Origin of the sequence: Kribbella yunnanensis, from assembly GCF_039529655.1 — a bacterium.
In the GTDB taxonomy this organism is placed as follows: Bacteria; Actinomycetota; Actinomycetes; order Propionibacteriales; family Kribbellaceae; genus Kribbella; species Kribbella yunnanensis.
Map to the genome: position 1 here is coordinate 31,717 of NZ_BAAANF010000019.1, position 20,413 is coordinate 52,129.

The following is a 20,413-nucleotide window of genomic DNA, read 5'->3' on the forward strand; positions in this document are numbered from 1 at the left end:
GTTTCCGGGGCCTGCGGAGAACGTCCCGTCAGGGTTCCGACCAAATCGTTCCTCACGCCCATCGGCGTATCGGACCACTGGACCGCTGGGGCCGGCGACAGTCACGATCCTCATGTCTACAGTGGATGACCATCCGGTGCCGAATGCTCCGAGGCGACTGTCGCCGCTTGAATAGTGACGAACTAATTGGAGCGCTGTGCCGGTCGCAGGAACTGACAAGTCGGTCGTAGAGAGCAGTAGGTGTCCTGTCGCGAGATTGACACCATTGATATGGGTGGCGTATGGAGCGCGGCCGTATTGGCTTCCGTTTCCTAGCGGGACGACCGTCCATAGTGTGCGAATCGGATCGGAACTGGACCAGCAGCACGAATTACTCGCGAGATAGCGCATTGACCAGACGTAGCCAGTGTTCCAATACAGGATATTGTCGGGCACTGTCCATTGTGGAGATGTTAGATTTGGCGAAGAGACAATCAAATCGCTCTGGTCCGGGGTGCACCAGAAGTTGTATGCTTGCTTCTTGCATATCGAGAACTGGTATGTGTATTTTACTCCGGCGGTTGGGTTTGCAATTCTCCCTTGCAGGGTTGGTTGCACACTTTCGAGGACTGCGTTGTCTGCCGGGCTGACTAGGACGACGCTTTCACCAGCCATGACGGTACGACTTGAGGCTTCCGAGACCGGCGGCGCCACACGTGGCGGCGTGATAGGAGTCCTGGTGGGAGGCAGCAATGGTGTTGCTTTTGCGGCGGCCATCGAACCAGGTCTGAGTCCTCGCTGGTCCGGGGATGGAGGCGTGGTCTCTGCCTTGGTGGGCGCGGCGACCTTCGTGCTCGTCGTCGAAGGCGAGCCCGACCTGGCTTGCTCGACTGAAGCTACCCCATGCCCGGGCGCGCATAGCGCGGTCAGCATCATGGACGCTGCGACGGCCAGTGCAACTAGCCTTGAGTTTCTCATCTGCCCCACCCCTCGTCAGCCCGCACCCCGAGTTAGGGCTGCCTGCCAAGAGCCTGTTGCTATCACCGCACTGCTCGTGACAGCAAGGTGTCGCCGAGTAGTTGCACCTTTTGACATCTGCGCGGACTGACTGAGCGGCGCCACCGGTGGACGGCGTGCTCGCTGGCGGCTGGCCGATAGATGAGTGGTGTTTGAGGTCTGCGCACAGAGGTGCCAGTCGACCTCTGCCTGATACGCGCAACTGGTGGGACCCGTTCGATGTGATTTCGCGCAGCGATGGGAGCGAATGATCGAGGACCAGGTCGTGGCCGGTACCGCGACCTGGTCCCCAGCAAAGGTCAGTGCCGAGCGCGCCGACGGATCAACCCCGTCGCCCCGACCGCCACCGCAAACAACGCGAGCCCAGCGAACAGCCGAACCCAGCTACGCCCGCCCTCACCAGTAGCCCCCGCCAACTTCAACGAGTAAGCAGTAGCACTAGCAGCCCCCTCCGGAGCCCCATAAGGCATCCCCTCAGCCTTGGCCCGATGAGCCGCCGCCGACAACATCCCATACCGGCGTCCGAAGTCGAGCGCAGTATCAGCACCCTTCTTCTGCAACACCTGCGCACCCTCAGCCGAAAGCCGCTTGGCCCCATCCGGGATCCCCGTCGCCTTGTCCGCAGCGGTTGTCAATCCTGCGGCCAACTTCTCCGAACCGTCAGTAGCCGTCCCGATCCCCGTGGCCAACTCCTTGGATCCAGCAGCCAACTGATCAGTCCCGTCCTTCGCCGTCCCCAGGCCATTGGCCAGCTGCCCGGTCCCACCGGAGAGTAGGAACAGCCCGTTGTCCAACCGCTTGGTCCCAGCAACCAACACGCCAACACCAGCACTGAGCCGCCCCGTCCCGCTAGCGAGCGTCCCGGCCCCGGTCTTCAACTTCCCGGTCCCATCAGCCAGCGCCCCGGCTCCGGCTTTGAGCTGCCCGCTGCCAGTGACCAGCGAGCCCATGCCGCTGTCGACCTGATCCGCACCGTCTGACAGTTGGGTGAGTCCGGCAAGAAGGGTCTTGCCGCCGGCCTGGATCTGACCGACGCCTGCCTGCAGTCCGTTGATGCCGCCCCGCAGCGTCTTGTTGGTGGGATCGTCCTTCGGAGTCCCGATACCACCCTGCACCTTCGCCACGACCGTGGAGACGAGCTTGCTGACCGACGTGTCTACCAGCTGAAGCCCCTGGTCCAGTCCGGGCTTCGCGCCGGGTGCGCAGCCGGCCACCTGATTGTCCAACCCGCACTGGAGTTGGGTGAGTCCCGGTACGGCCCTCTCTGTCAGCCGACCCTTCAGGTACGCGAGCGCCACTTGAAGCTTGGCGGAATCCGGCAACGGCTCGTCCAGATCACCCGGACCGTCGCCAATCTCACCCAGCCGGCCGGCGACCGAGTCCAGGATCATCTTCTTGACCAGGTTCGACTCGGCGGTGCGGTTCCCTTCGCCCGCTGGTCCGTTCAGAATGGCTGCCGCGGCGCCGTAGCAGGCCTCGCTGTAGCCCCTCTCCTTGGACCTGCCGTTGCTGACGGCATCCAGAGCGTCCGACACACAGTGCACGCCGCCGCGCATCTTGTCGATGCCCGGGCCGGCTGCGTTGAGCTGACTCTTCAAACGCTGCAGTCCGCCGAGTAGTGTCGCCGGATTGTCGACCGAACCGATCCCAGCGCGAAGCTGTGAAATACCCGCGTGGAGTGGCTCGGCCTCCTTGGGCAGCGTGCCGATCTGGCCATACATCAGCGTCAGGCCGTCCTGGACGTCTTTCAGACCCCCGCTGACTCTATTCAATCCGTCGATCAGTTGCGGTGCCTTGCCGGTGGCCTGGGTCAGGCCGGAGGCGAGCTTGCCGGTGCCGGTCTTCAGCTTGCCCGCGCCGGCGTTTACGTCTTTGGTGCCCTTGGCCAGCTTGCCTGCACCGGTGTTCAGGTCGCCTGCGCCCTTCGCGAGCTTGTTTGCGCCGGTGTTCAGCTCCTTGGAGCCGTCGGCGAGTTTGCCTGCGCCGGTGTTCAGTTGGTCTGCGCCTGTGGCGGCTTCACCCATCTTGGTGCGGAGCAACGATGCTCCGGTGTCTAGTTTGCTGAGGCCGCCGGCTAGTTGGGCGAGGCTGGAGGAGACTTTGTTGGCGCCGGGGGCGATCTTGTTGGCCATGCCCTCGTTGAGGGTTTTGGCGCCGGCGTTCAGCTGCAGGAGGCCGCTGAGGAGTTTTTGGGAGCCGTCTCGGAGTTTGATGAGGTTGGTGTCTAGTTCGGTGCCGCCCTCGACCAGGTCGGTGCCTTTTTCGGCGCCGGACTCGTAGCCGGTTACTGCTGTTTTGAAGGTGGGGCTGTCTAGGGGGCTTACGGGGAGGGCGGTTAGTTCGGCTTCGGGGACTATGGCGTCTTTGACCTGGGCTGACCAGCCGAACTCTGCAGTCGCTGCGCCTACGGGTGGGAAGAGGGTGACCGTGAAGCTGAGTTTGGTGCCACCCTTGCCGTCGCCGGCCTTGTTGGCCTCGTTGGAGGAGACGTTGCCGAATTCGGGGGGTAGGACTGTGGTCAGTTGGCCGACCATGGGGATTACTACGTCAGCCTGTTCGGTGACCTGTTTGCCGTAGCCGTCGGTGACGGTTACTGGCTCGGAGCGGGCTGAGGTGTTTTCTACTACGTAGTGGGCTTCCAGGCGGCCCTTCTTGCCTACGACGTCTCCGGGCTTCTTGAGTTGCTTGCCGTTCAACGTATAGGTGACGGCTACCTTGATCGGGAGCTTCTTCTTGTCGAAGTCGCTGACGGTGCGGAGGCGTTGTTCGCCGTCGACTGTGGTGTCGACGGTCATCTTGCCGTCCTTGACCGAGTAGCCGCCCCAGCTGTCGAGGTTGCGGAGGCCCTTGGTGGAGACGGGGTTGGTGAGCTTGACCTTGCCGTTGCCGGTGAGGGCCAGTTGTTCGTAGATGCGGGCGGTATCGACCTTGCCGCTCGGGTCGAGGCGGGCCTGCACGGTCTCGGTGTTGGTGATGGTCACCGGGTCGGCGGTCGCGCTTGCCAGGGCCGGTGAGGTGGTCAGGACGAAGACGGTCGGGACGGCGATGACAGCGGCCAGTCCTTGGGTGATCCGGCGGGCGGTCACGGACGTTCTCCTTCGGTGGTGGCGAATTCGCGGGTGGGCGCCTCTTCGGAGGAGGCCGGCTCATCATCCGCAGGGGGAGCCTCGGTCTGGGCGGCGGCGGGTGCTCGGCCGGGCCATTGGAGCGAGGTCGCCAGGAACCCGATCCCAGCCGCGAGCAGTACGCCGGTCGCCGCCGACGGCGATTGCGCCAGGAACGCGGGGCTGTCGGCCGTGTAGCTCTCCTCGTACACGGCCACCATCGCGGCCGCGCCGATCAGCAATGTCCACAACGGAAGCCGGTTGCCCGAGCCTGCAGTGAACGCGACACAGACCGCCACCACGACGACCGCCGCGACCGCGCGCCCGGAGGCCGAGTCGGGCAGGTAGAGCGCCCGGACGGCGAATCCGAGCCAGGCCACGAAGAGCCCGATCAGGAATCCGGTCGCTCGCTGGGCCGGGGTCCGTTCCTGTACCAGCCCCACCACACCCCCCAGGGCGCCGCCGACCAGTGCCACATGCTGCGTGTCCAGACCGAGCGCTTCCCCGACCAGACACAACAGACCCGCAACCACGGCCAGCAGAGCACCGCATAGCAAGGTACTGCGCTGCATTGAGTCCTCCACCTCACTGTCGGACTCCGGGACCCCCTCCGGAAAATCCAAGATTCACGTACTTGAACTACCGTTCAGTACGAAGCTGATGGACGTTCCTACCAGGGGGTAACCACCCCAGGCAATAACGAAGCGATACCGAGTCGCCAGGGGCTCGTAAATGTGGCCGAAAGCACCCGATTGCTCACGAAATTCAAGTGTTTGAAGGGCTGTCGGCCTGCTTTGCCAGGACATGTATGGCGCCGGGTACCGGGCAGACGATCGATCGGATGCCGATGGAGATTCGAGGTGCCGGGTGTGGCGTTGGGTGGCAGCAGGTTGCTGTCTGGCGGTGCTGCTGGCCGGGTGTGGTGACCCCGATCAGAAGCTGCGGGATGCGGCCGCGCAGTCCGCGCGAGAGGCGGCGTCCGAGGTTGAGATGACGCGGCTCGTGGTTGAGCAGCTGCAGACACATCGGTTGTGGCAGCAGACCGCGAGGCAGATGGTGGCCGACGCCGAGAAGGCGCTCGAGACGGCAGCGAGTTCGTTCACTGCGCAGCAGCCGTCGACGGCCGAGTCTCGTCGGCTCTACGAGCAGGTCGGTGACGTCCTCGACGACGCGCAGAAGGCCGTGACGGCGACGCGGATCGCGCTGGGCGAGCAAGATCTCGCGGCCGCGGTCCGGGAGCTCGCCGTACTGCGGGAGTCGGGCGAGGAGCTGGACCGGATCGGGGAGCTGGCCAAGTGAAGAGGCTGCTCGCTGTCACGCTCGGGATCCTCACCGCGATCGGCGGGTTCGTCGACATCGGGGACCTGGTCACCAACGCACTCGTCGGAGCCCGGTTCGGGATGCGGCTGGCGTGGGTCGTGGTGGTCGGGGTCGTCGGGATCTGTTTGTACGCCGAGATGTCGGGTCGCGTGGTGGCGATGTCCGGCCGTCCGGTGTTCGACCTGATTCGGGAGCGCCTTGGTCGTCGTACCGGACTGGTGACCCTGGTGGCGTCGTTCCTGGTCACGTTGCTGACGCTGATCGCGGAGATTGGTGGTGTGGCACTCGCCTTCGAGCTGGCCAGCGGAGTGAACTACCTGCTGTGGGTACCGCTGGCTGCGGTGGCGGTTTGGCTGGTGGTGTGGCGGGTGAAGTTCTCCAAGCTGGAGTCGGTGTTCGGGTTGATGGGATTGCTGCTGATCGTCTTCGCGGTCGCCGTCTTCAAGCTCGGGCCGGACTGGGGTCAGTTGGTGCACCAGGCAACGAATCCGCATCCGGTCGGGCATGAATCCTGGGGCACCTACACGTATTACGCAATTGCCTTGTTCGGGGCGGCAATGACGCCGTACGAGGTGTTCTTCTTCTCGTCCGGTGGGGTCGAGGAGAAGTGGAACCGTCGGAGTCTGGGCACGGTCCGGTCGAATGTCTTCATCGGATTCCCGCTGGGCGGTCTGCTCTCGCTGGCGATCGCGGCGTGCACGGCCGTCGTGTTCCTGCCGGCCGGGATCGAGGTTGGGACGCTCGGTCAGGTCGCGCTGCCGGTGGCCGTTGCCTTCGGCAAGCTTGGGCTGGCGATCGTGCTGATCGGCATCTTCGCGGCGACCTTCGGTGCGGCGCTGGAGACCGTGCTGTCGTGCGGGTACACGATCGCGCAGTACCGCGGCTGGCAGTGGGGCAAGTTCGTTCGGCCACGGGAGGCGTCGCGGTTCCATGTGGTGATGATCGTCTGCCTGCTGTTGTCGATCATGACGCTGCTGACCGCGGTCGATCCGGTGAAGGTCACCGAGTACTCCGTCGTCTTCGCCGCGATGGCGTTGCCGCTGACCTATCTGCCGATCCTGATCATCGCCAACGACCCGGACTACGTCGGCCGCCAGACCAACGGCCGGGTGCGGAACTTCCTCGGTATCGGCTACCTGATCCTGCTGATCGTCGCATCGGCCGCAGCGATTCCCCTGATGATCATCACGAAGGCGGGCCAATGAAGATCCTCCACGCCCAGCTGCACCTCCTCGACCGCCAGTTGATCGACAAGGGCAGTGGTCACCTGCTCGGCAAGGTCGACGACGTCGAGCTGGACCTCGACGCCGACCCGCCGGTCGTCACCGCCTTGATCTCCGGCCGCAATCACGTCCCTGCCGAGCAGATCACCGGCATCGACACGGCGATCAAGATCGACCCGCGCGACCTGGTCCTGGATCCCCACGATGTCTGGGTCGAGCGGCACATCATCGACAAGATCCCTGGAGCCGGCGATGCGACTGACTGACTTGCTCGGCTACCGAGTCACCGACGCCACCGGTACGGCGGTCGGTCGCGTCGCCGACGTCCGGGTGATCGAGGACGGTCTCCGGATCGACGGCCTGATCATCGTCGAACGCCATGCCACCCAACTCTTCGGCTACGAGCGTCATGTCGGCCCGGCGTTGCTCCGCTGGCTGGTTCATCGGCACCTCGGCGGCGTCTGGTACCTGCCGTGGCGCGATGTTGCCGAAATCGCCGACGAGACCGTAACCCTCCGCAGTTCGCGGGCGGAGCTGCAGCCGCTCGAGGAGCTCGCTCGCTACTGAGCACTGGACAAAGGCGGTCATCTGCGCTCCAATATGCGATATATTGCACATCGCGAAGGAGTGAGAGAGATGGCCCTGGATTCCTTCGAGCGGTTCCCGCTGCTGTTCGGCCCGAGCCCGATCCACCCGCTGGATCGGCTGACTGCCCACCTGGGTGGCGCGCGGGTCTGGGCCAAGCGTGAGGACTGCAACAGCGGTCTCGCGTACGGCGGCAACAAGACGCGCAAGCTGGAGTACCTGATCCCCGAGGCGTTGGCGCAGGGCGCCGACACCCTGGTGACCATCGGCGGCGTGCAGTCGAACCACACCCGGCAGGTCGCGGCGGTCGCAGCGAAGCTCGGGCTGAAGGCCGTGCTGCTGCAGGAGAGCTGGGTGGACTGGCCGGACCCCGTGAACGACAAGGTCGGCAACATCCTGCTGAGCCGGATCATGGGTGCGCAGGTGAAGCTGGTTGATGCCGAGTTCGGGATCGGGTTCAAGGACAGCTGGCACCGGGCGCTCGACGAAGTACGAGCAGCTGGCGGCACGCCGTACGCGATCCCGGCCGGTGCTTCGGACCATCGTCTCGGCGGTCTCGGGTTCGCGAACTGGGCCTACGAGGTGGAGCAGCAGGAGCGCGAGCTCGGGGTCTTCTTCGACACGATCATCGTCTGCAGCGTCACCGGCAGCACGCACGCCGGAATGATCGCTGGGTTCGCCGGTCAGGATCGGCCGCGGCGGGTGCTCGGGATCGACGCGTCGGCCAAACTCGCCGAGACTCAGGCTCAGGTGGAGAAGATCGCCCGGTCGACCGCCGAGCTGATCGGCCTCGGCCGCGACCTGCGCGACGACGAGATCACCGTGCTCGAAGGCTGGGCCGGCGACCTGTACGGCGTACCGGTCGAATCGACTCTGGATGCGATCCGGCTCACCGGGCAGCTCGAGGGGATGATCATCGACCCGGTGTACGAGGGGAAGTCGATGGCCGCTCTGATCGATCTCGTCCGGGACGGGGAGATCGGCAAAGCCTCGAATGTGTTGTACGCGCACCTCGGTGGTCAGCCTGCCCTGAACGCCTACAGCGGTCTCTTCCGGTAAGTTGTGGTCGCATGCCGGTGCCGAAGGAACGTGCGGTCGTCCCGCGCTCACTGCTGCGCGAGGACGCCTACCGGGCGATCCGCGATGCGATCGTCACCGGTGAGCTCGCGCCCGGCGAACGCCTGAACGACGCCGACCTCTCGGACTGGCTCGGCGTCAGCCGGACGCCGGTCCGCGAGGCGCTCGCCCGACTCGAACAGGCCGGCCTGGTGCAGACCAAGCCCGGCCGCTACACGATGGTCAGCCCGCTCGACGCCCGCGCGCTGCGCGAGGCCCAGCTGGTCACCGCTGCCATGCACGAGCTGGCCGTCCGGGAAGCCGTCCCGCTCCTGACCGCGACCGACCTTGCCGAGATGCGCGCCGCCAACGACCGCTTCGCTGCCGCGTTGCACGCCGCAGATGTCGACGCCGCCCTGCAGGGCGACGACGACTTCCACGCCGTTCCGGTCCGAGTCAGTGCCAACCAGGCTGTCGCTGCGGTGCTCGATCAGTACACCCCGTCGCTGCGCCGGATCGAACGCCTCCGCTTCGGCTCCCTCAGCGGTCGCGAATCGGTTGCCCAGCACAACCTCATCGTCGAACTCTGTGAAGCCGGTGACGCGGAGGCTGCTGCCGAAGCCGCCCGAACCAACTGGCTGACCCTCGTACCGCTGATCGCCTCGCTGTAGCGTCCGGCGTCAACTGCAGAGCGCGGTGTCCAGAGTCTTGGACACCCTCCGTGCATCGTCCAGCGTGGTCGGCATCGCGGTGACCGCGAGGGCGGCCTCGCGCCCGTCCGGAGTGACGGCGTTCCGCGTCTCGAAGCCGGGGATGTCACCGCCGTGTGTCCAGGCGAATCCACCGCAGGACAAGGGGAGTTTGGCGATCCCCAGCCCGTACTCACCGTCGCCGTTGACGTCCATGTCGGGGGCGTGCACGGTCCGCAGCATCTCCCGCAGCTGGGCAGGTTTCAGCAGCTTGCCGCTGATCACCGCGCTGAAGAAGCGGTTCAGGTCGCCCGGTGTGGCGATCATCGCACCCGCGGCCCAGCCCATCGATGGGTCCAGCTCGGTGACATCAGTCGCCTGACCGTCGGGTGTGGTCTTGTAGTACGCCTTCGGGTGCGGGCCGAGGATCCGCTGGTCGCCGACGGCCGGCCAGTACGTGTCGCGCAGGTCGAGGGGCTCGATCACCCGGCGGGTGATCTCCTCGCCGACCGGACGACCGGTGACCTTCTGAATGATCAGCCCGGCGAGGATGTAGTTGGTGTTGCTGTACTCCCAGCTCGTGCCGGGCGGGAACAACGCCTTCTTCCGCAGGCCTTCGTCGACCATCTGCCGCGGCTCCCAGTACGTGTGCTGGAAGGGTAGGTAGTCGGTACCGAAGATCTCGTCGTAGTCCGGGATGCCGCTGGTGTGCTGCAGGAGCTGGCGGACGGTGATGTTGCGGCCGTCGATGCCATCGCCCCGAACGAGTCCCGGCAGGTACTTCTCCACCGGCAGATCGAGACCGACCTTGCCTTCGCCAACCAGTTGCAGGACGACGACCGACGTGAATGTCTTGGTATTACTGCCGATCCGCACCCGGCTCGCCCGCGGCACCGGTCCCGCGGTATACGTCCGAACCTTGCCGGCGCGATCGCGCACGGTTTCGATCGCACCAGGGAAACTCGGTCCCTTAACCAGCGCGTCGAGACTGTGCTGCACCTCGCTCCGAGGGGCGGCCTCCGAGACCGCGGTGGTTCCGACGAGTGCAGTGACAGCAACGGCAGACGCGGCCAGCAGACCGAACCGGCGACGACGTGATGTGAACATCGGGGACTCCTTGGGATGGGCGAATGTGTGAACACCCCAAACGCTAGAAACTCAACGCCCGCTGGACCATCCGGCCAGCCGGAGTCTTCAAGGTGGGGTTAACCCCACCTCGCAGAATTGTCGGAGCCATCTCGTAGGTTCGTTGCCATGAACGATCTTCTGCTGGCCAACAAGAACGGTGCCGCGTTCTGGCGTGCACTCGGGCGAGCTCGTGGCTACGAGCTGATCGAGCGTCCGGGGTTCGTCGCCGCGCTCGATCCCGTGCGCAACGGTCTCCGCGTGGTGCTCACGTCACCCGAGCCGCCGACAGCCGACCTCGATGAGCTGACCGAGCTGCTGAAGGCGCGGAGCTGGCCGCGAGTGACGATCGAGGACCCGTACGGCGTGGTCTCGCCGCCACTGATACCGGCCCGGCTACCGGTGATGATCCGCGCCGCCGCACCCGTCCCGGAGCCCACCGTCGAGGTGGTCCACGTGCAGACCGAGGAGCAACTCGCCGAGGTCGACAGGATCGTGGTGGAAGGCTTCCCGATCCCACACTTCCAGCCGTCCGGGACGGCGGCCGCGATCGCGCCCGGTCTGCTCACCACACCGGGCTTCGATGCCTACCTGATCGCGGTCGAAGGCCGATGGGCCGCCGCCGGTGCGACCATCACCCAGGACGACGTGGCCGGCATCTACTTCGTCACCACCCTGCCCGAGTTCCGCGGCCAGGGCCTGGCCCGCCAACTCATGTACGGCGTACTCAGACAGCTCGATCCGCTACCGGTCACCCTGACCGCCGCGGAACCCGCGCAACACCTCTACCGGTCCCTCGGCTTCACGACGATCGCCGAAGCCACCTGGTGGTCCAGCTGACGACGGCGTAGCCAAGGAGGGCGATCGTGAACGCTGCCCCGGCACGCTTGACGGCGCCAGTCAGCACACCTTCGGCGACACCCGTCCAGGTGTCGCTCGCGGCCCGGTAGTCGTTGTAGTCAGCGGGGGCCAGGACGGCGGCGGCCAGCAGCGGGGCAGCGATCAGCAGGCCGATGACTACTCGACGCGTCGCAAAACCGAGGCGAGGCGTCGTGTCATCGGGTGCACGAAGGGCGCCGCGATGCTTCCACAGGTACCAGCCGATGACGATCAGACCGAACGCCGTACTCGCGTACTGGAGCGCACGCGGTGCGGGAACGAAGTCGGCATCGGTCAGGAAGTCCCAGAGGAGGTGTGTGGCGGCGCCGATCAGCGCGGAAACCACGAGCCACAAGACAGGAGGGCGCTGCAACGGAGGGAGTGTCAGACCGAGTGCGGTGATGGGTGCCCTGAGCAACCAATAGATCGCGACCAGGATGAGCGCGTAGAACAGATCGATCGGCAGGCCGCCGAGCGAGTGGGTCGTGGTCGCGTTCAGGAACGATCCGTACCAGTCGCCGGCATGCGTGGACCTGATGCCGACCGCGGTCAGGAAGTACGGCGCATCCGGCGCCATCGACCCGGCGATGAGCGCGGCCGGGACGAAGGGGTGTCGCAGCAGCGGGAGCACCGCGGCCGGGTGGGCCAAGGTGAAGGGCATGAACGGAGCATAGTCACTTGAACGGACTATAGAGAAATCGAGGCATGCACCAGGAAGAGTGGAGAGGCCACAGCCATCGCAGCCAACGTGCGCAGACCTGAAGGACGCAGGTAACAGACGACGCCGGTGAGCACGAGGGCCAGCAGCGGCCAAGCGCCGTAGTCCGTGCTGATGACAAACCCCCTGGTCAGCACCAACGCAGAGGGAAACCACGCCACCGCAGCCATCGCCCCGGCAACTGGCGATCGGCGACGCCGATCCGGCGGGCAGGCAACGATGACCACGGCAGTCAGTACGGCGGCAACCGCCTGCAACGGGGAGTCGTACAGACCGGGCGAGACCGTCCAGTCCGCGGCGAAACCCAGTAGACCCACAACGGCGGCGAGTCGCGAACGCCCCAGCAGAGCAACGATTCCGCCGACGCACATCAACACCAGGAACAGCACGTTCAGTCCCTGGCGAAGATCGGTCGTCACGAGGTGGCTCCAGGTCGAACCGGGCGAGATCACGACCCCGGCGTACCAGCTCATCAACTGAATCCCGCCGTACGCCGCTGTGACGCCCAGCGCGAAGGGCGCCGCGAGCTCGAAGAATCGCCCACCGGCGGAGGCGGAGTCGAGCCTGAGTCGCACCCGCAGCGCGTGCGCGAGCAAGTCGGCATCCGCCCGGACTCGTGCGCCCCACCACAGGCCAGCGGTCATTTCCCGATGGACGTCAAGGATCTCGGCGGCAGCGTGATAGCGATCCGGGTACAGCCTCATGTGGCGGGCGCAGTCCCATCGGCCAGTCGCCGGCGCATCTCCCGAGCCGTTGCGGCCAGCCGCTCGGCCTCGGTCTCGAGGCGCTCACGACCGTTCACACTCAGCGCGAAGATCCGGCGAGCGCGCCCGCCCACGACCTCCTCCCGCTCGACCACGATCAGGCCGTCGGCCAGCAGCCGGTCCAGAGCGCCGTACAGGGCACCGGTCCGCGGCGCGACCCGCCCGTCGGTGATCGCCTTGACCTCTTGGGCGATCGCGTAGCCGTGCCGGGACTCGTTCGCGAGGGCTGTCAGCAACAGCAACGCCAGTTCCTGCATCCCGCGGTCGGTCATGCGGCCAGGCTACTGGCTCCTGGATCTTCACGAGATCCCTATCTTCTGCTGATCATCACCTCATCGCCGTGTCACTAGCGTCACAGCCTTCTGACGTTGAGTGATCGGAGAGGCAGCAGATGAAGAGACGACCACGGTTGGCGCGAGTCGTGGGACTGACGGCCGGTCTGGCGATCGCCACCGGATCCTTGACGGTGGTACCGGCGAGTGGGGCAGCGGATCAGGCGCTCGCGGGGTACTACAACCAGAAGGTGGAGTGGGCGGCCTGCGTGGCCGGTACGGCGCCGCCCGGCATCCCGCAGGACGAGTGGGAGAAGGAGTTCGCCGGGCTCGATTGCGCGACCATCGTCGTACCGCTGAACTACCAGAAGCCCGCCGACGGCAACCTGTCGATCGCGATCAGCCGCCGGAAGGCCGCCGACCCGGCCAAACGGCAAGGCGTGCTGTTGCTGAACCCCGGCGGCCCGGGCGGTCCCGGTCTGACGATGCCGAACTGGATGCAGGAGCAGAAGATCGCGGGCCCGTTCGACCTGATCGGCTTCGACCCGCGCGGTACCGGCCGGTCGACGGCGTTGGAGTGTGAGGTTCCGCCGATCCTGCCGATCTTCGAGACCCGGCCGACCGACGCGCAGATCGCGCAGATCGCGGCCGACGCGGAGGCGATGGAGAAGGGCTGCGAGGCGGCCGGCGGCGGCATCCGCAAGTACATCAGCACGGCCAACACCGCCCGCGACATGGACGTCATCCGCGGCGTTCTCGGCGAGAAGAAGATCAACTTCCTTGGCTACTCCTACGGCACCTACCTCGGCGCGGTTTACGGCTCGCTCTTCCCGAGCAAGCTGAACCGCTCGGTGCTCGACTCCTCGATGCACCCGGACTGGCTGTACTACGAGCAGGCCAAGCAGGTCTCGGTCGCGGCCAAGGAGAACTACGAGGCGCTCGCGACCTGGTTGGCCGAGCGCGACAGCCGCTACCACTTCGGCAAGACGCTCGCCGAGGTGACGGCGACCCTGAACCTGGTCCGGGCGAGGCTCGCGGTGCGGCCGGTACCCTGGCCGATCCCGGGCGCCGGTACGCCGGTCGACGGCGTCTTCTTCGACATCATTCTCGGCGGGTCGGGCTATCGGCCGATGTGGGATCTGGCGGCGGAGTTGATCGGTTTGATCCGTGATGCGGCGAACGCCCCAGAGGGCAAGCGCAAACTGAGCGAAGACGCGGGCAAGGCGCTGAAGATCGTCTACGGCGAGATCAAGGAGACCTACAACGGCGTCTTCCCGGCGGTGAGCTGCGAGGCAGTCTGGTCGAAGGACCCGAAGGGGTACGCGGAGCAGATGCGAATCTTCCGCGAGAGGTACCCGTATGGTCCGGGCGCGATGCAGGCGGGTCCGACCAACTGCACCTACGCCAAGTGGACCCCGCAGGAGAAGTTGGTCGACCTGAAGCGGAAGGGCTACCCGGTCGGTCTGGTGATCGGCGCCGAGTACGACCCGGCCACCCAGTACGACGGCTCACCCGCGATGGCGTCCGCACTGAACAACCAGCTGATCTCAGTGAAGGACGAGGGCACGCACGGTCAGTACGGCGGTAACGCGTGCGCCACCCAGAAGATCGACGACTACCTGATCAACGGCATCCTGTCGGGCTCGCGCACCACGTGCGACGGCGCGCCACGGCCCGACGTACCGGCTGACGGTACGTCGGCAGCTGCGAAGCGGTCACCCGGCTCACTCGCCGACCGGGCCGCCGAAGCAGTTGCCCAGGGCAAATCTGCCTGGCAGCACTGAGCTAAAGCCTGGCCCGTCAACCGGCAAGGAAGGTCGACGGGCCAGGTGCCGCGCTCAGAACCGGACGAAGTGTGGACGTCGAGCTGACAATTCCCTGACAAGCGGCCGAGAGCATGACCGCATGCTTGCTCGCACACTCCTGTTCCTGACCACATCCGGGGCGCTAGCGCTCGGAGCCCCGCTGGCAACCGCCGGTACGACGTACGCCGGGCTGCGCGTGGATACGCCGCGCGGCCTGTTCCTGGCCAACCTCGATGACGACGGCGGCCGCTGTCATGACGCGGCGCGGAAGATCGCTGCCGACGCGGTCGACCGGGAAGCGGCCAACGACGACGCGTTCTACAAACGTCGTGAAGAGCTGGAGAAGTTGCCCGACAAGGAGGAGGCCGAGCGTCTGTACCAGGAGCTCGTCCGCTCTCATCGCAAGAAGCAGAACCTGGCCGACCGCGAGTTGGCGGCCTGTAATGACGCTGCCGACACCGTGGTGAACGGCAGTAAGGACGCACTCGATCTGGCGCGGATCCACACGATCCCTCAGCCAACCGTGCCGAACTCGGCGGTTGGTTCGTTGCGGGTTTCGCAGCCAGATCGGGTGCATCTGTTCATCAAGCGTGGGGCGTGGGAACTGGTGACCCCGGAGACGCGGCTGACGGCTGACGAGTTGCGGCGGGGTGCTGAGCTGGGGATCGAGGGTCGCGACATCATCCGCGACACTGCCCAGTGGGACGGTTCGATCGACGTCACGTTGAGCGTGACCGGTGGTGCGTCGAGCACGGTGACGATGCACGAGGCGCCCGTGCTGACCCAGCTGAACACGCAGCGGCTCGAGCAGGTCATCACCGGGAAGCCGTCCGATGACGATGCCGAGGGCAAGCAATGGCGTGCGGACACTGCCGCGGTGATCAAGAAGCCTGCTGGGCTGCGCCAGCTTGATCTGAGTGGTGACCAGTGGGCCCAGGACATCTTCGAACCGGCCTACACCTCGATGCCCGGCGCGGACGGTCGCCCGCAGGGGATGAAGCTGCTGATCGGTTCGGTGAACGACGACCGCCGGGTCGCCTCCCGAGTGATGTTCACCGAGCTCGCCGGTCCGGATGTCGGCGGCATCCACGTCGAGCACGTCCCGACTTCGACCGAGAACAACAGCTACGACTCGATGGGAAATCTCGAGACGATTCCCGCCACTTCGTCGTACCCGAACGGCCGTGTGGTGATCGGCGGTGACGGGCTCGCGCCTGGGAAGACCGGTCCGGCGCCCGAGATGCTTACGCTGCTCAAGTCCCAGGGGCTGCAGGATCCGATCTCACTCGACACCTCGTGGCTGACGATCGGGCATGTCGACGAGTTCATCCAGTTCGTCCCGGTGCCGGGCAGCCGGCTCGGCTGGAAGGCGGTGGTCGCGGATCCGGCGGCCGGGTTGAAGCTGCTCGACCAGGTGCAGAAGGCCGGCCGCGGTGGCGACAAGCTGCACGGCAACCTGCCGCCGCTGGAATGGCCGTACGACGGGCGCATCGACCAGCGGACGACGAACGAGTTCCTCGCCGACAAGCAGTTCGTCGAGACGAACGAGCGGGCGGCTGACCGGATCGCGACCAACCTCGACGTACTGCGGTCGAAGGCCGGGCTGACCGAGGCCGATCTGGTGCGGGTGCCTTCCCTCTACACCGCGCGCTCGTTGGACTGGGGCATGCTTGAGACCACGGTTCGCTCGATGCCGGAAGGGCCGGCCAAGGAAGCGAAGCGGGCCGAGCTGAACGCGATGCGGGACGGCGTCGCCGAGGTGCCCGGGACGGTCAACGGCCTGGTGCTGAACGCCGGCCAGTACGTCGCACCGAAGCCGTTCGGCCCGGTCCTCGGCGGGAAGGACTTGTTCGCCGAGGCGATCACCAAGGCCTTCCGCAAGATCGGCTACCAGGTCACCTACGTCAACGACCTGACCAGCACCCACGTCTCCGAGGGCGAGATCCACTGCGCCACGAACACGCTGCGGGACAGCCTCACGAACCGTTGGTGGACGAAGCAATCGTGACCGTCAGATAAGGCGCCAGCTCCGCGAGGAAGTCGGCCGGGTCGAACATCGCCCCGGCCGACGCCACACCCGTCGTACGACCCTCGCCCGCCAGCAGACGCCGTACGGCGCCGACTGCGAGTGGGGCTGTGATTGCGTAGATGTCCTGGCCGTGGGCGGTCGCGCGCAGGTCACCGTCGGGGGTACGGATCAGGACATCGACCACGAAGGTCTGATCGGACCGGCCGAGCTCGTCGACGGCCTTCGGGGCGGGGGTGTCTGCCCCAGCCAGGTCGCCGGCCGCCTCGAGTGTCATCGCGGTCCGCAGCTTCGGGACGGTGACGTGGCTCGGGATGGTCACGACATCGGCCATGGTGAACTCCTTGACCACCCGGCGGGTGCTCAGTGGCTCCGGGAAGGGCCAGTCCTCCTGGCTCGGCTGATCGTCGTGGTACTGCAGCTCGCCATCGGCGAAGCGCACCCGGCGGCCGTTCCGCCGGTCGTGCGAGATCTGGCCCGCGATCCGCGTACCCGGCGTGGGGTGCCAGCTGCTCAGCCCGTACGCGACGATGACCTCGTCGGCGCTGGTCCGGTCGCCGAGGGCGGCGCTGACGAGGAGATCGCCGAGTCCGCCGTAGAACGCCATCGCCGGCACGATCGGGGTCGTCGCGTCCCGGTGAGCCGCGAAGGTGTCCACGTTGGCTTCGATCTCGGCGGCCACGTCGACGTACGGGATGCCGGCGCGGACGGCGGCGGCCGAGACCGCCCCGCCGGTCAGCGCGAACGGGCCCGCGGTGTTGATGACCGCGTCAACGCCGATCAGGGCCGCGTCCAGTGCGTGGCTGTCATCTGCGGTGGCCGGGCGGGCCTCGAAGTCGGGCCACTCGGCCTTCAGCGTCTCGGCGTTCCGGCCGGACACGATCGGCGTGAATCCCTGCCGGACCAGCTCCGCCACCACGAAACGGCCAGTGTGCCCAGTTGCGCCGTACACGGCGATTGTCTTCGTCATGCCTTGAGTCTGTCCGGTGTGAAGCCCTGGCGGGAGCGTCCGGAACGACACTATGCGTACACTTTCGGACATGCATACCGTTGCGGTCGCCGCGGCCGGGCAGCTCCTGCATTTCGAGCTCGGCGTCGCCTACGAGATCTTCGGCAATCCGCCGGTCGACACACCTGACTGGTACGACGTCCGGTTGTGCGGGCCGGGGCCGATCCGGGTCGGGCCGTTCCTGGTCGAACCGGATCATGGGCTGGACGCGTTGGCCGCCGCGGACACGGTGATCGTGCCGGCCTGCGTCGATGTCGACGTACCGCCGCCGGGGGAGTTGGTCGAGGCCGTGCGGGCCGCGTACGACGCGGGTGCGCGGGTGGCGTCGTTGTGCACGGGCGCGTTCGTCCTGGGCGCGGCCGGGTTGCTGGATGGGCAGCGCGCGACAACGCACTGGGCGCACGCCGAGCAGCTGAGCCGTGCGTTCCCGGCCGCCGAGGTTGATCCGGACGTGCTCTACACCGACAACGGTCGCGTGCTGACCGCCGCCGGGAAGGCAGCCGCGGTTGACCTATGCCTGCACTTGGTGCACCTGGATCGCGGTGCCGCCCTGGCCAACGCGGTCGCCCGGCGCCTCGTCGTACCGCCGCATCGCGCTGGTGGGCAGGCCCAGTTCGTGTCCAAGCCGATCCAGCCGGCGGACGAGCACGCCCTGTCCCGCCTGCTCAACTGGGCCGAAGAGCGGCTCGACCAACCGCTGACCGTCACCGACCTCGCCCGCGAAGCCAACACCAGCCCTCGCCACCTCGGCCGCCTCTTCCGCGCTACGACCGGCGAGGCCCCACTCCAATGGCTCCTGACCCGCCGCGTCCGCCGCGCCCAAGAGTTGCTAGAAGCAACCAACGACACGATCGACGCCATCGCCACCGCCACCGGCATGGGCACCCCCACCACCCTCCGCCGCCAATTCAAACGCACCGTCGGCGTCTCCCCTCAGACCTACCGCCAAACCTTCCGCACCCCACCCCCGACCCATTTGCCTGGCTAGCCACCGCCGTTGGGGGTTCTGCACCGTGGTTATGAGTGCCAGACCCCCAATTTCCCTGCCTAGCCAGGGAAATTGGAGCTGGTAGGGAGGCGGAGAGTGAAGGTGGAGCCTTGGTCGGGGGTGCTGGTGGCTGAGGTGGTGCCGTGGTGGGCTTCGATGAGGCTGCGGACGATGGGGAGGCCCAGGCCGCTGCCGCCGGTGTGGCGGTTGCGGGACTGCTCGGCGCGCCAGAAGCGGTCGAAGACCTTGGGCAGGTCTTCGGCGGCGATGCCGGCGCCGGTGTCGGTGACGTCGATCAGTACGTCGGTGCCTTCGCGGCGGGCGTCGATCCGAACCGCGCCGCCGGCGGGGGTGAAGCGCAGCGCGTTGGCGACCAGGTTGCCGATGGCTTGGCGGAGGCGGACCGGATCGGCGTCCAGCTCGATGTCGCCATCGGTTGCCGAGGACAACGTGATTTCAGCGTGCTCGGCTTGGCTGAGGTAAGTGGCGACGACTTGTTCGAGCAGCAGCCCGAGGTAGACGCGTTCGGGGTGGATGCGGAGGTTGCCGGCATCGGCGGTGGCAAGGTCGCGGAGGTCGTCGATGATGTGCTGGAGCAGCGCGGCCTCCTCGGACAGCGAGGCGATGAAGGCCTGGTCGGGCTGGGCGACCCCGTCCTCGACGGCTTCGAGCCAGCCGCGGATATTGCTCAGCGGGGTGCGCAGCTCGTGCGCGATATCGCTGACCATTGCCCTGCGCAACGATTCGGTCTTGGCCCGGCTGTCGGCGAGTTCGTTGAACGCGAGCGACAACTGGCCGATCTCATCCTTACCGCGAACCCGGACCCGGATCTCCTCGTCGCCACTCGTCATCTGCCGCGATGCCTTGGTCAACGCCCGCAGCGGTTGCACCAGCCGGATCCCGCCGAGTACTGCGATCAGCACGGTGATCCCGAGAATCGCCGCGGCGACACCGGCGATCCGCTTCTGATTGGCCGCCGACAGGTCGAACTCGGCCGACGCGCTACTGCCCTGACTGCTCACGAACAGCAGTGCCAGCGGAGCGACGTACGGCTTGAGTAAGTCTCGGCGTGCGTTCGTCAAGCAGTTCTCGACGGCCTCGGTCGTCGGCGGCACTGGCGCAACGGCCGGGGCTTCCTGTGCCGGGCCGCTGGGGATCGACCAGTTCAGGTAGGCGTCGAGCTTGATCGTTGCCTTGGGCCCCCGGGCGTTCAGGCAGCGGGTGACGTCCTTCTGCAACTGATCGTAGGCCTTCAGTTGGGGCGGCTCGATGAGGGCGAGGCGGTCGCCTTGGCAACCAGCCACCGTTGCCTCCGGGGCATCCAGGATCTCGGGCCGGCCGGTTGATCCCACCTCGATCCTGCCCTGGCCGGTGCGTCCCTGAACGCACTCCAGGACCTCCTTCGCCACCGCGTTGTACGCCGTCCGCTGCGCCGGCGTCAGTGCGAACGGACCGGCCACGCGCGGATCGATCAGGTCACCGCCGCCCTCCGCGGCGACCAGGTTGGGGTCGAGTCGGAGCGGATCGATGAATGCCGACGGCTTCCTCGTGTCCGGGACCGGCTTGCCGGCGATCGGTGTGTGATCGCGGAGGGACAGGCTGATCTGCCGGCCGGTGTCCTTGCCGAGTTTGGTGAGCAACCCGTCGACACCTTGCCAGGTCCGGTGCGTCGCGGCGTACTCGAGCAGGGTGTTGTAGATCTTCGCGTCATCGGCGAGCGCCTGGCCTTGCTGTTCCTGGATCGCGACCGTCGTACTGCGGGCCGCCAGCCAGGCCGTCGCGGCGATCGAGCAGAGCGCGATCAGTACGGCGCCGGCCAGCAGCCGGACCAGGATGCTTCGCCGAGCGGCCATG

The 20,413-nt window shown here is 66.6% G+C and carries 18 protein-coding genes and 1 pseudogene; 10 read left to right on the plus strand and 9 right to left on the minus strand.

What is annotated here, in order from left to right; translation table 11 throughout:
* Positions 1–54: 54 nt before the first annotated feature.
* From ABD231_RS42250 to ABD231_RS29110, 3 genes and pseudogenes are all read right to left on the minus strand, one after another.
* Positions 55–957: pseudogene (locus tag ABD231_RS42250) on the minus strand (DUF6531 domain-containing protein); the annotation flags it as partial.
* Between the two features lie 338 nt (positions 958–1,295).
* Positions 1,296–4,082, minus strand: coding sequence for a hypothetical protein (locus tag ABD231_RS29105; RefSeq protein WP_344158831.1), 2,787 nt, complete (start codon positions 4,080–4,082; stop codon positions 1,296–1,298).
* Positions 4,079–4,672, minus strand: a complete 594-nt coding sequence (locus tag ABD231_RS29110) for a hypothetical protein (protein ID WP_344158833.1) — start codon at positions 4,670–4,672, stop codon at positions 4,079–4,081. The genes ABD231_RS29105 and ABD231_RS29110 overlap by 4 nt, the downstream gene beginning before the upstream one ends.
* Before the next feature lie 295 nt (positions 4,673–4,967).
* Here ABD231_RS29110 and ABD231_RS29115 point away from each other — a divergent pair, with 295 nt between their 5' ends.
* The 6 genes from ABD231_RS29115 to ABD231_RS29140 all read left to right on the plus strand — a co-directional run bounded on the left by ABD231_RS29115 (position 4,968) and on the right by ABD231_RS29140 (position 8,955).
* On the plus strand, positions 4,968–5,399 hold the full coding sequence (locus tag ABD231_RS29115; RefSeq protein ID WP_344158835.1) for a hypothetical protein: 432 nt from the start codon (positions 4,968–4,970) through the stop codon (positions 5,397–5,399).
* Positions 5,396–6,625 (plus strand): Nramp family divalent metal transporter, encoded by a 1,230-nt coding sequence (locus tag ABD231_RS29120; protein WP_344158837.1) that lies wholly within the window; start codon positions 5,396–5,398, stop codon positions 6,623–6,625. The genes ABD231_RS29115 and ABD231_RS29120 overlap by 4 nt, the downstream gene beginning before the upstream one ends.
* Positions 6,622–6,909: a hypothetical protein gene (locus tag ABD231_RS29125; RefSeq protein ID WP_344158839.1), complete on the plus strand. Its 288-nt coding sequence runs from the start codon at positions 6,622–6,624 to the stop codon at positions 6,907–6,909. Before ABD231_RS29120 ends, ABD231_RS29125 begins: the two co-directional genes overlap by 4 nt.
* Positions 6,896–7,210: a PRC-barrel domain-containing protein gene (locus ABD231_RS29130; RefSeq protein WP_344158841.1), complete on the plus strand. Its 315-nt coding sequence runs from the start codon at positions 6,896–6,898 to the stop codon at positions 7,208–7,210. Before ABD231_RS29125 ends, ABD231_RS29130 begins: the two co-directional genes overlap by 14 nt.
* Positions 7,211–7,279: 69 nt before the next feature.
* A complete protein-coding gene (locus ABD231_RS29135) occupies positions 7,280–8,287 on the plus strand; it encodes a 1-aminocyclopropane-1-carboxylate deaminase (protein WP_344158843.1) in 1,008 nt (335 codons plus the stop codon).
* A gap of 11 nt (positions 8,288–8,298) precedes the next feature.
* The gene (locus ABD231_RS29140; RefSeq protein ID WP_344158845.1) at positions 8,299–8,955 is read left to right on the plus strand and encodes a GntR family transcriptional regulator; all 657 of its coding nucleotides are present in this window, start codon (positions 8,299–8,301) and stop codon (positions 8,953–8,955) included.
* A gap of 9 nt (positions 8,956–8,964) precedes the next feature.
* On the opposite strand, the gene ABD231_RS29145 is transcribed toward ABD231_RS29140, so the two are convergent.
* Positions 8,965–10,080 carry a serine hydrolase domain-containing protein gene (locus ABD231_RS29145; protein ID WP_344158847.1) on the minus strand — a complete coding sequence of 372 codons (1,116 nt, stop codon included), beginning with the start codon at positions 10,078–10,080 and terminating at the stop codon, positions 8,965–8,967.
* Between the two features lie 147 nt (positions 10,081–10,227).
* Between ABD231_RS29145 and ABD231_RS29150 the strand changes: the two genes are divergently transcribed.
* On the plus strand, positions 10,228–10,938 hold the full coding sequence (locus ABD231_RS29150; protein ID WP_344158849.1) for a GNAT family N-acetyltransferase: 711 nt from the start codon (positions 10,228–10,230) through the stop codon (positions 10,936–10,938).
* On the opposite strand, the gene ABD231_RS29155 is transcribed toward ABD231_RS29150, so the two are convergent.
* The 3 genes from ABD231_RS29155 to ABD231_RS29165 are packed head-to-tail and all read right to left on the minus strand — an operon-like array spanning position 10,901 to position 12,731.
* Entirely contained in the window at positions 10,901–11,638 is a 738-nt protein-coding gene (locus tag ABD231_RS29155; protein ID WP_344158853.1) for a DUF4184 family protein, read from the minus strand. The genes ABD231_RS29150 and ABD231_RS29155 overlap by 38 nt on opposite strands.
* A gap of 26 nt (positions 11,639–11,664) precedes the next feature.
* The gene (locus ABD231_RS29160; RefSeq protein ID WP_344158855.1) at positions 11,665–12,339 is read right to left on the minus strand and encodes a hypothetical protein; all 675 of its coding nucleotides are present in this window, start codon (positions 12,337–12,339) and stop codon (positions 11,665–11,667) included.
* 56 nt (positions 12,340–12,395) lie between these two features.
* Positions 12,396–12,731 (minus strand): PadR family transcriptional regulator, encoded by a 336-nt coding sequence (locus ABD231_RS29165; protein ID WP_344158857.1) that lies wholly within the window; start codon positions 12,729–12,731, stop codon positions 12,396–12,398.
* Positions 12,732–12,850: 119 nt separating this feature from the next.
* Here ABD231_RS29165 and ABD231_RS29170 point away from each other — a divergent pair, with 119 nt between their 5' ends.
* Together ABD231_RS29170 and ABD231_RS29175 are read left to right on the plus strand one after the other, a co-directional pair.
* Positions 12,851–14,515: an alpha/beta fold hydrolase gene (locus tag ABD231_RS29170; RefSeq protein ID WP_344158859.1), complete on the plus strand. Its 1,665-nt coding sequence runs from the start codon at positions 12,851–12,853 to the stop codon at positions 14,513–14,515.
* 121 nt (positions 14,516–14,636) lie between these two features.
* A complete protein-coding gene (locus ABD231_RS29175) occupies positions 14,637–16,544 on the plus strand; it encodes a protein-arginine deiminase family protein (protein WP_344158861.1) in 1,908 nt (635 codons plus the stop codon).
* Here the strand turns inward: ABD231_RS29175 and ABD231_RS29180 are convergent.
* On the minus strand, positions 16,513–17,532 hold the full coding sequence (locus tag ABD231_RS29180) for a saccharopine dehydrogenase NADP-binding domain-containing protein (protein WP_344158863.1): 1,020 nt from the start codon (positions 17,530–17,532) through the stop codon (positions 16,513–16,515). The two genes, ABD231_RS29175 and ABD231_RS29180, sit on opposite strands and share 32 nt — an antisense overlap.
* 70 nt (positions 17,533–17,602) lie before the next feature.
* Between ABD231_RS29180 and ABD231_RS29185 the strand changes: the two genes are divergently transcribed.
* Complete coding sequence (locus tag ABD231_RS29185) at positions 17,603–18,559, plus strand: GlxA family transcriptional regulator (RefSeq protein WP_344158865.1); 957 nt, start codon at positions 17,603–17,605, stop codon at positions 18,557–18,559.
* Between the two features lie 59 nt (positions 18,560–18,618).
* Here ABD231_RS29185 and ABD231_RS29190 read toward each other — a convergent pair whose 3' ends face one another.
* Positions 18,619–20,412, minus strand: a complete 1,794-nt coding sequence (locus ABD231_RS29190) for a sensor histidine kinase (RefSeq protein WP_344158867.1) — start codon at positions 20,410–20,412, stop codon at positions 18,619–18,621.
* Position 20,413: the final 1 nt, after the last annotated feature.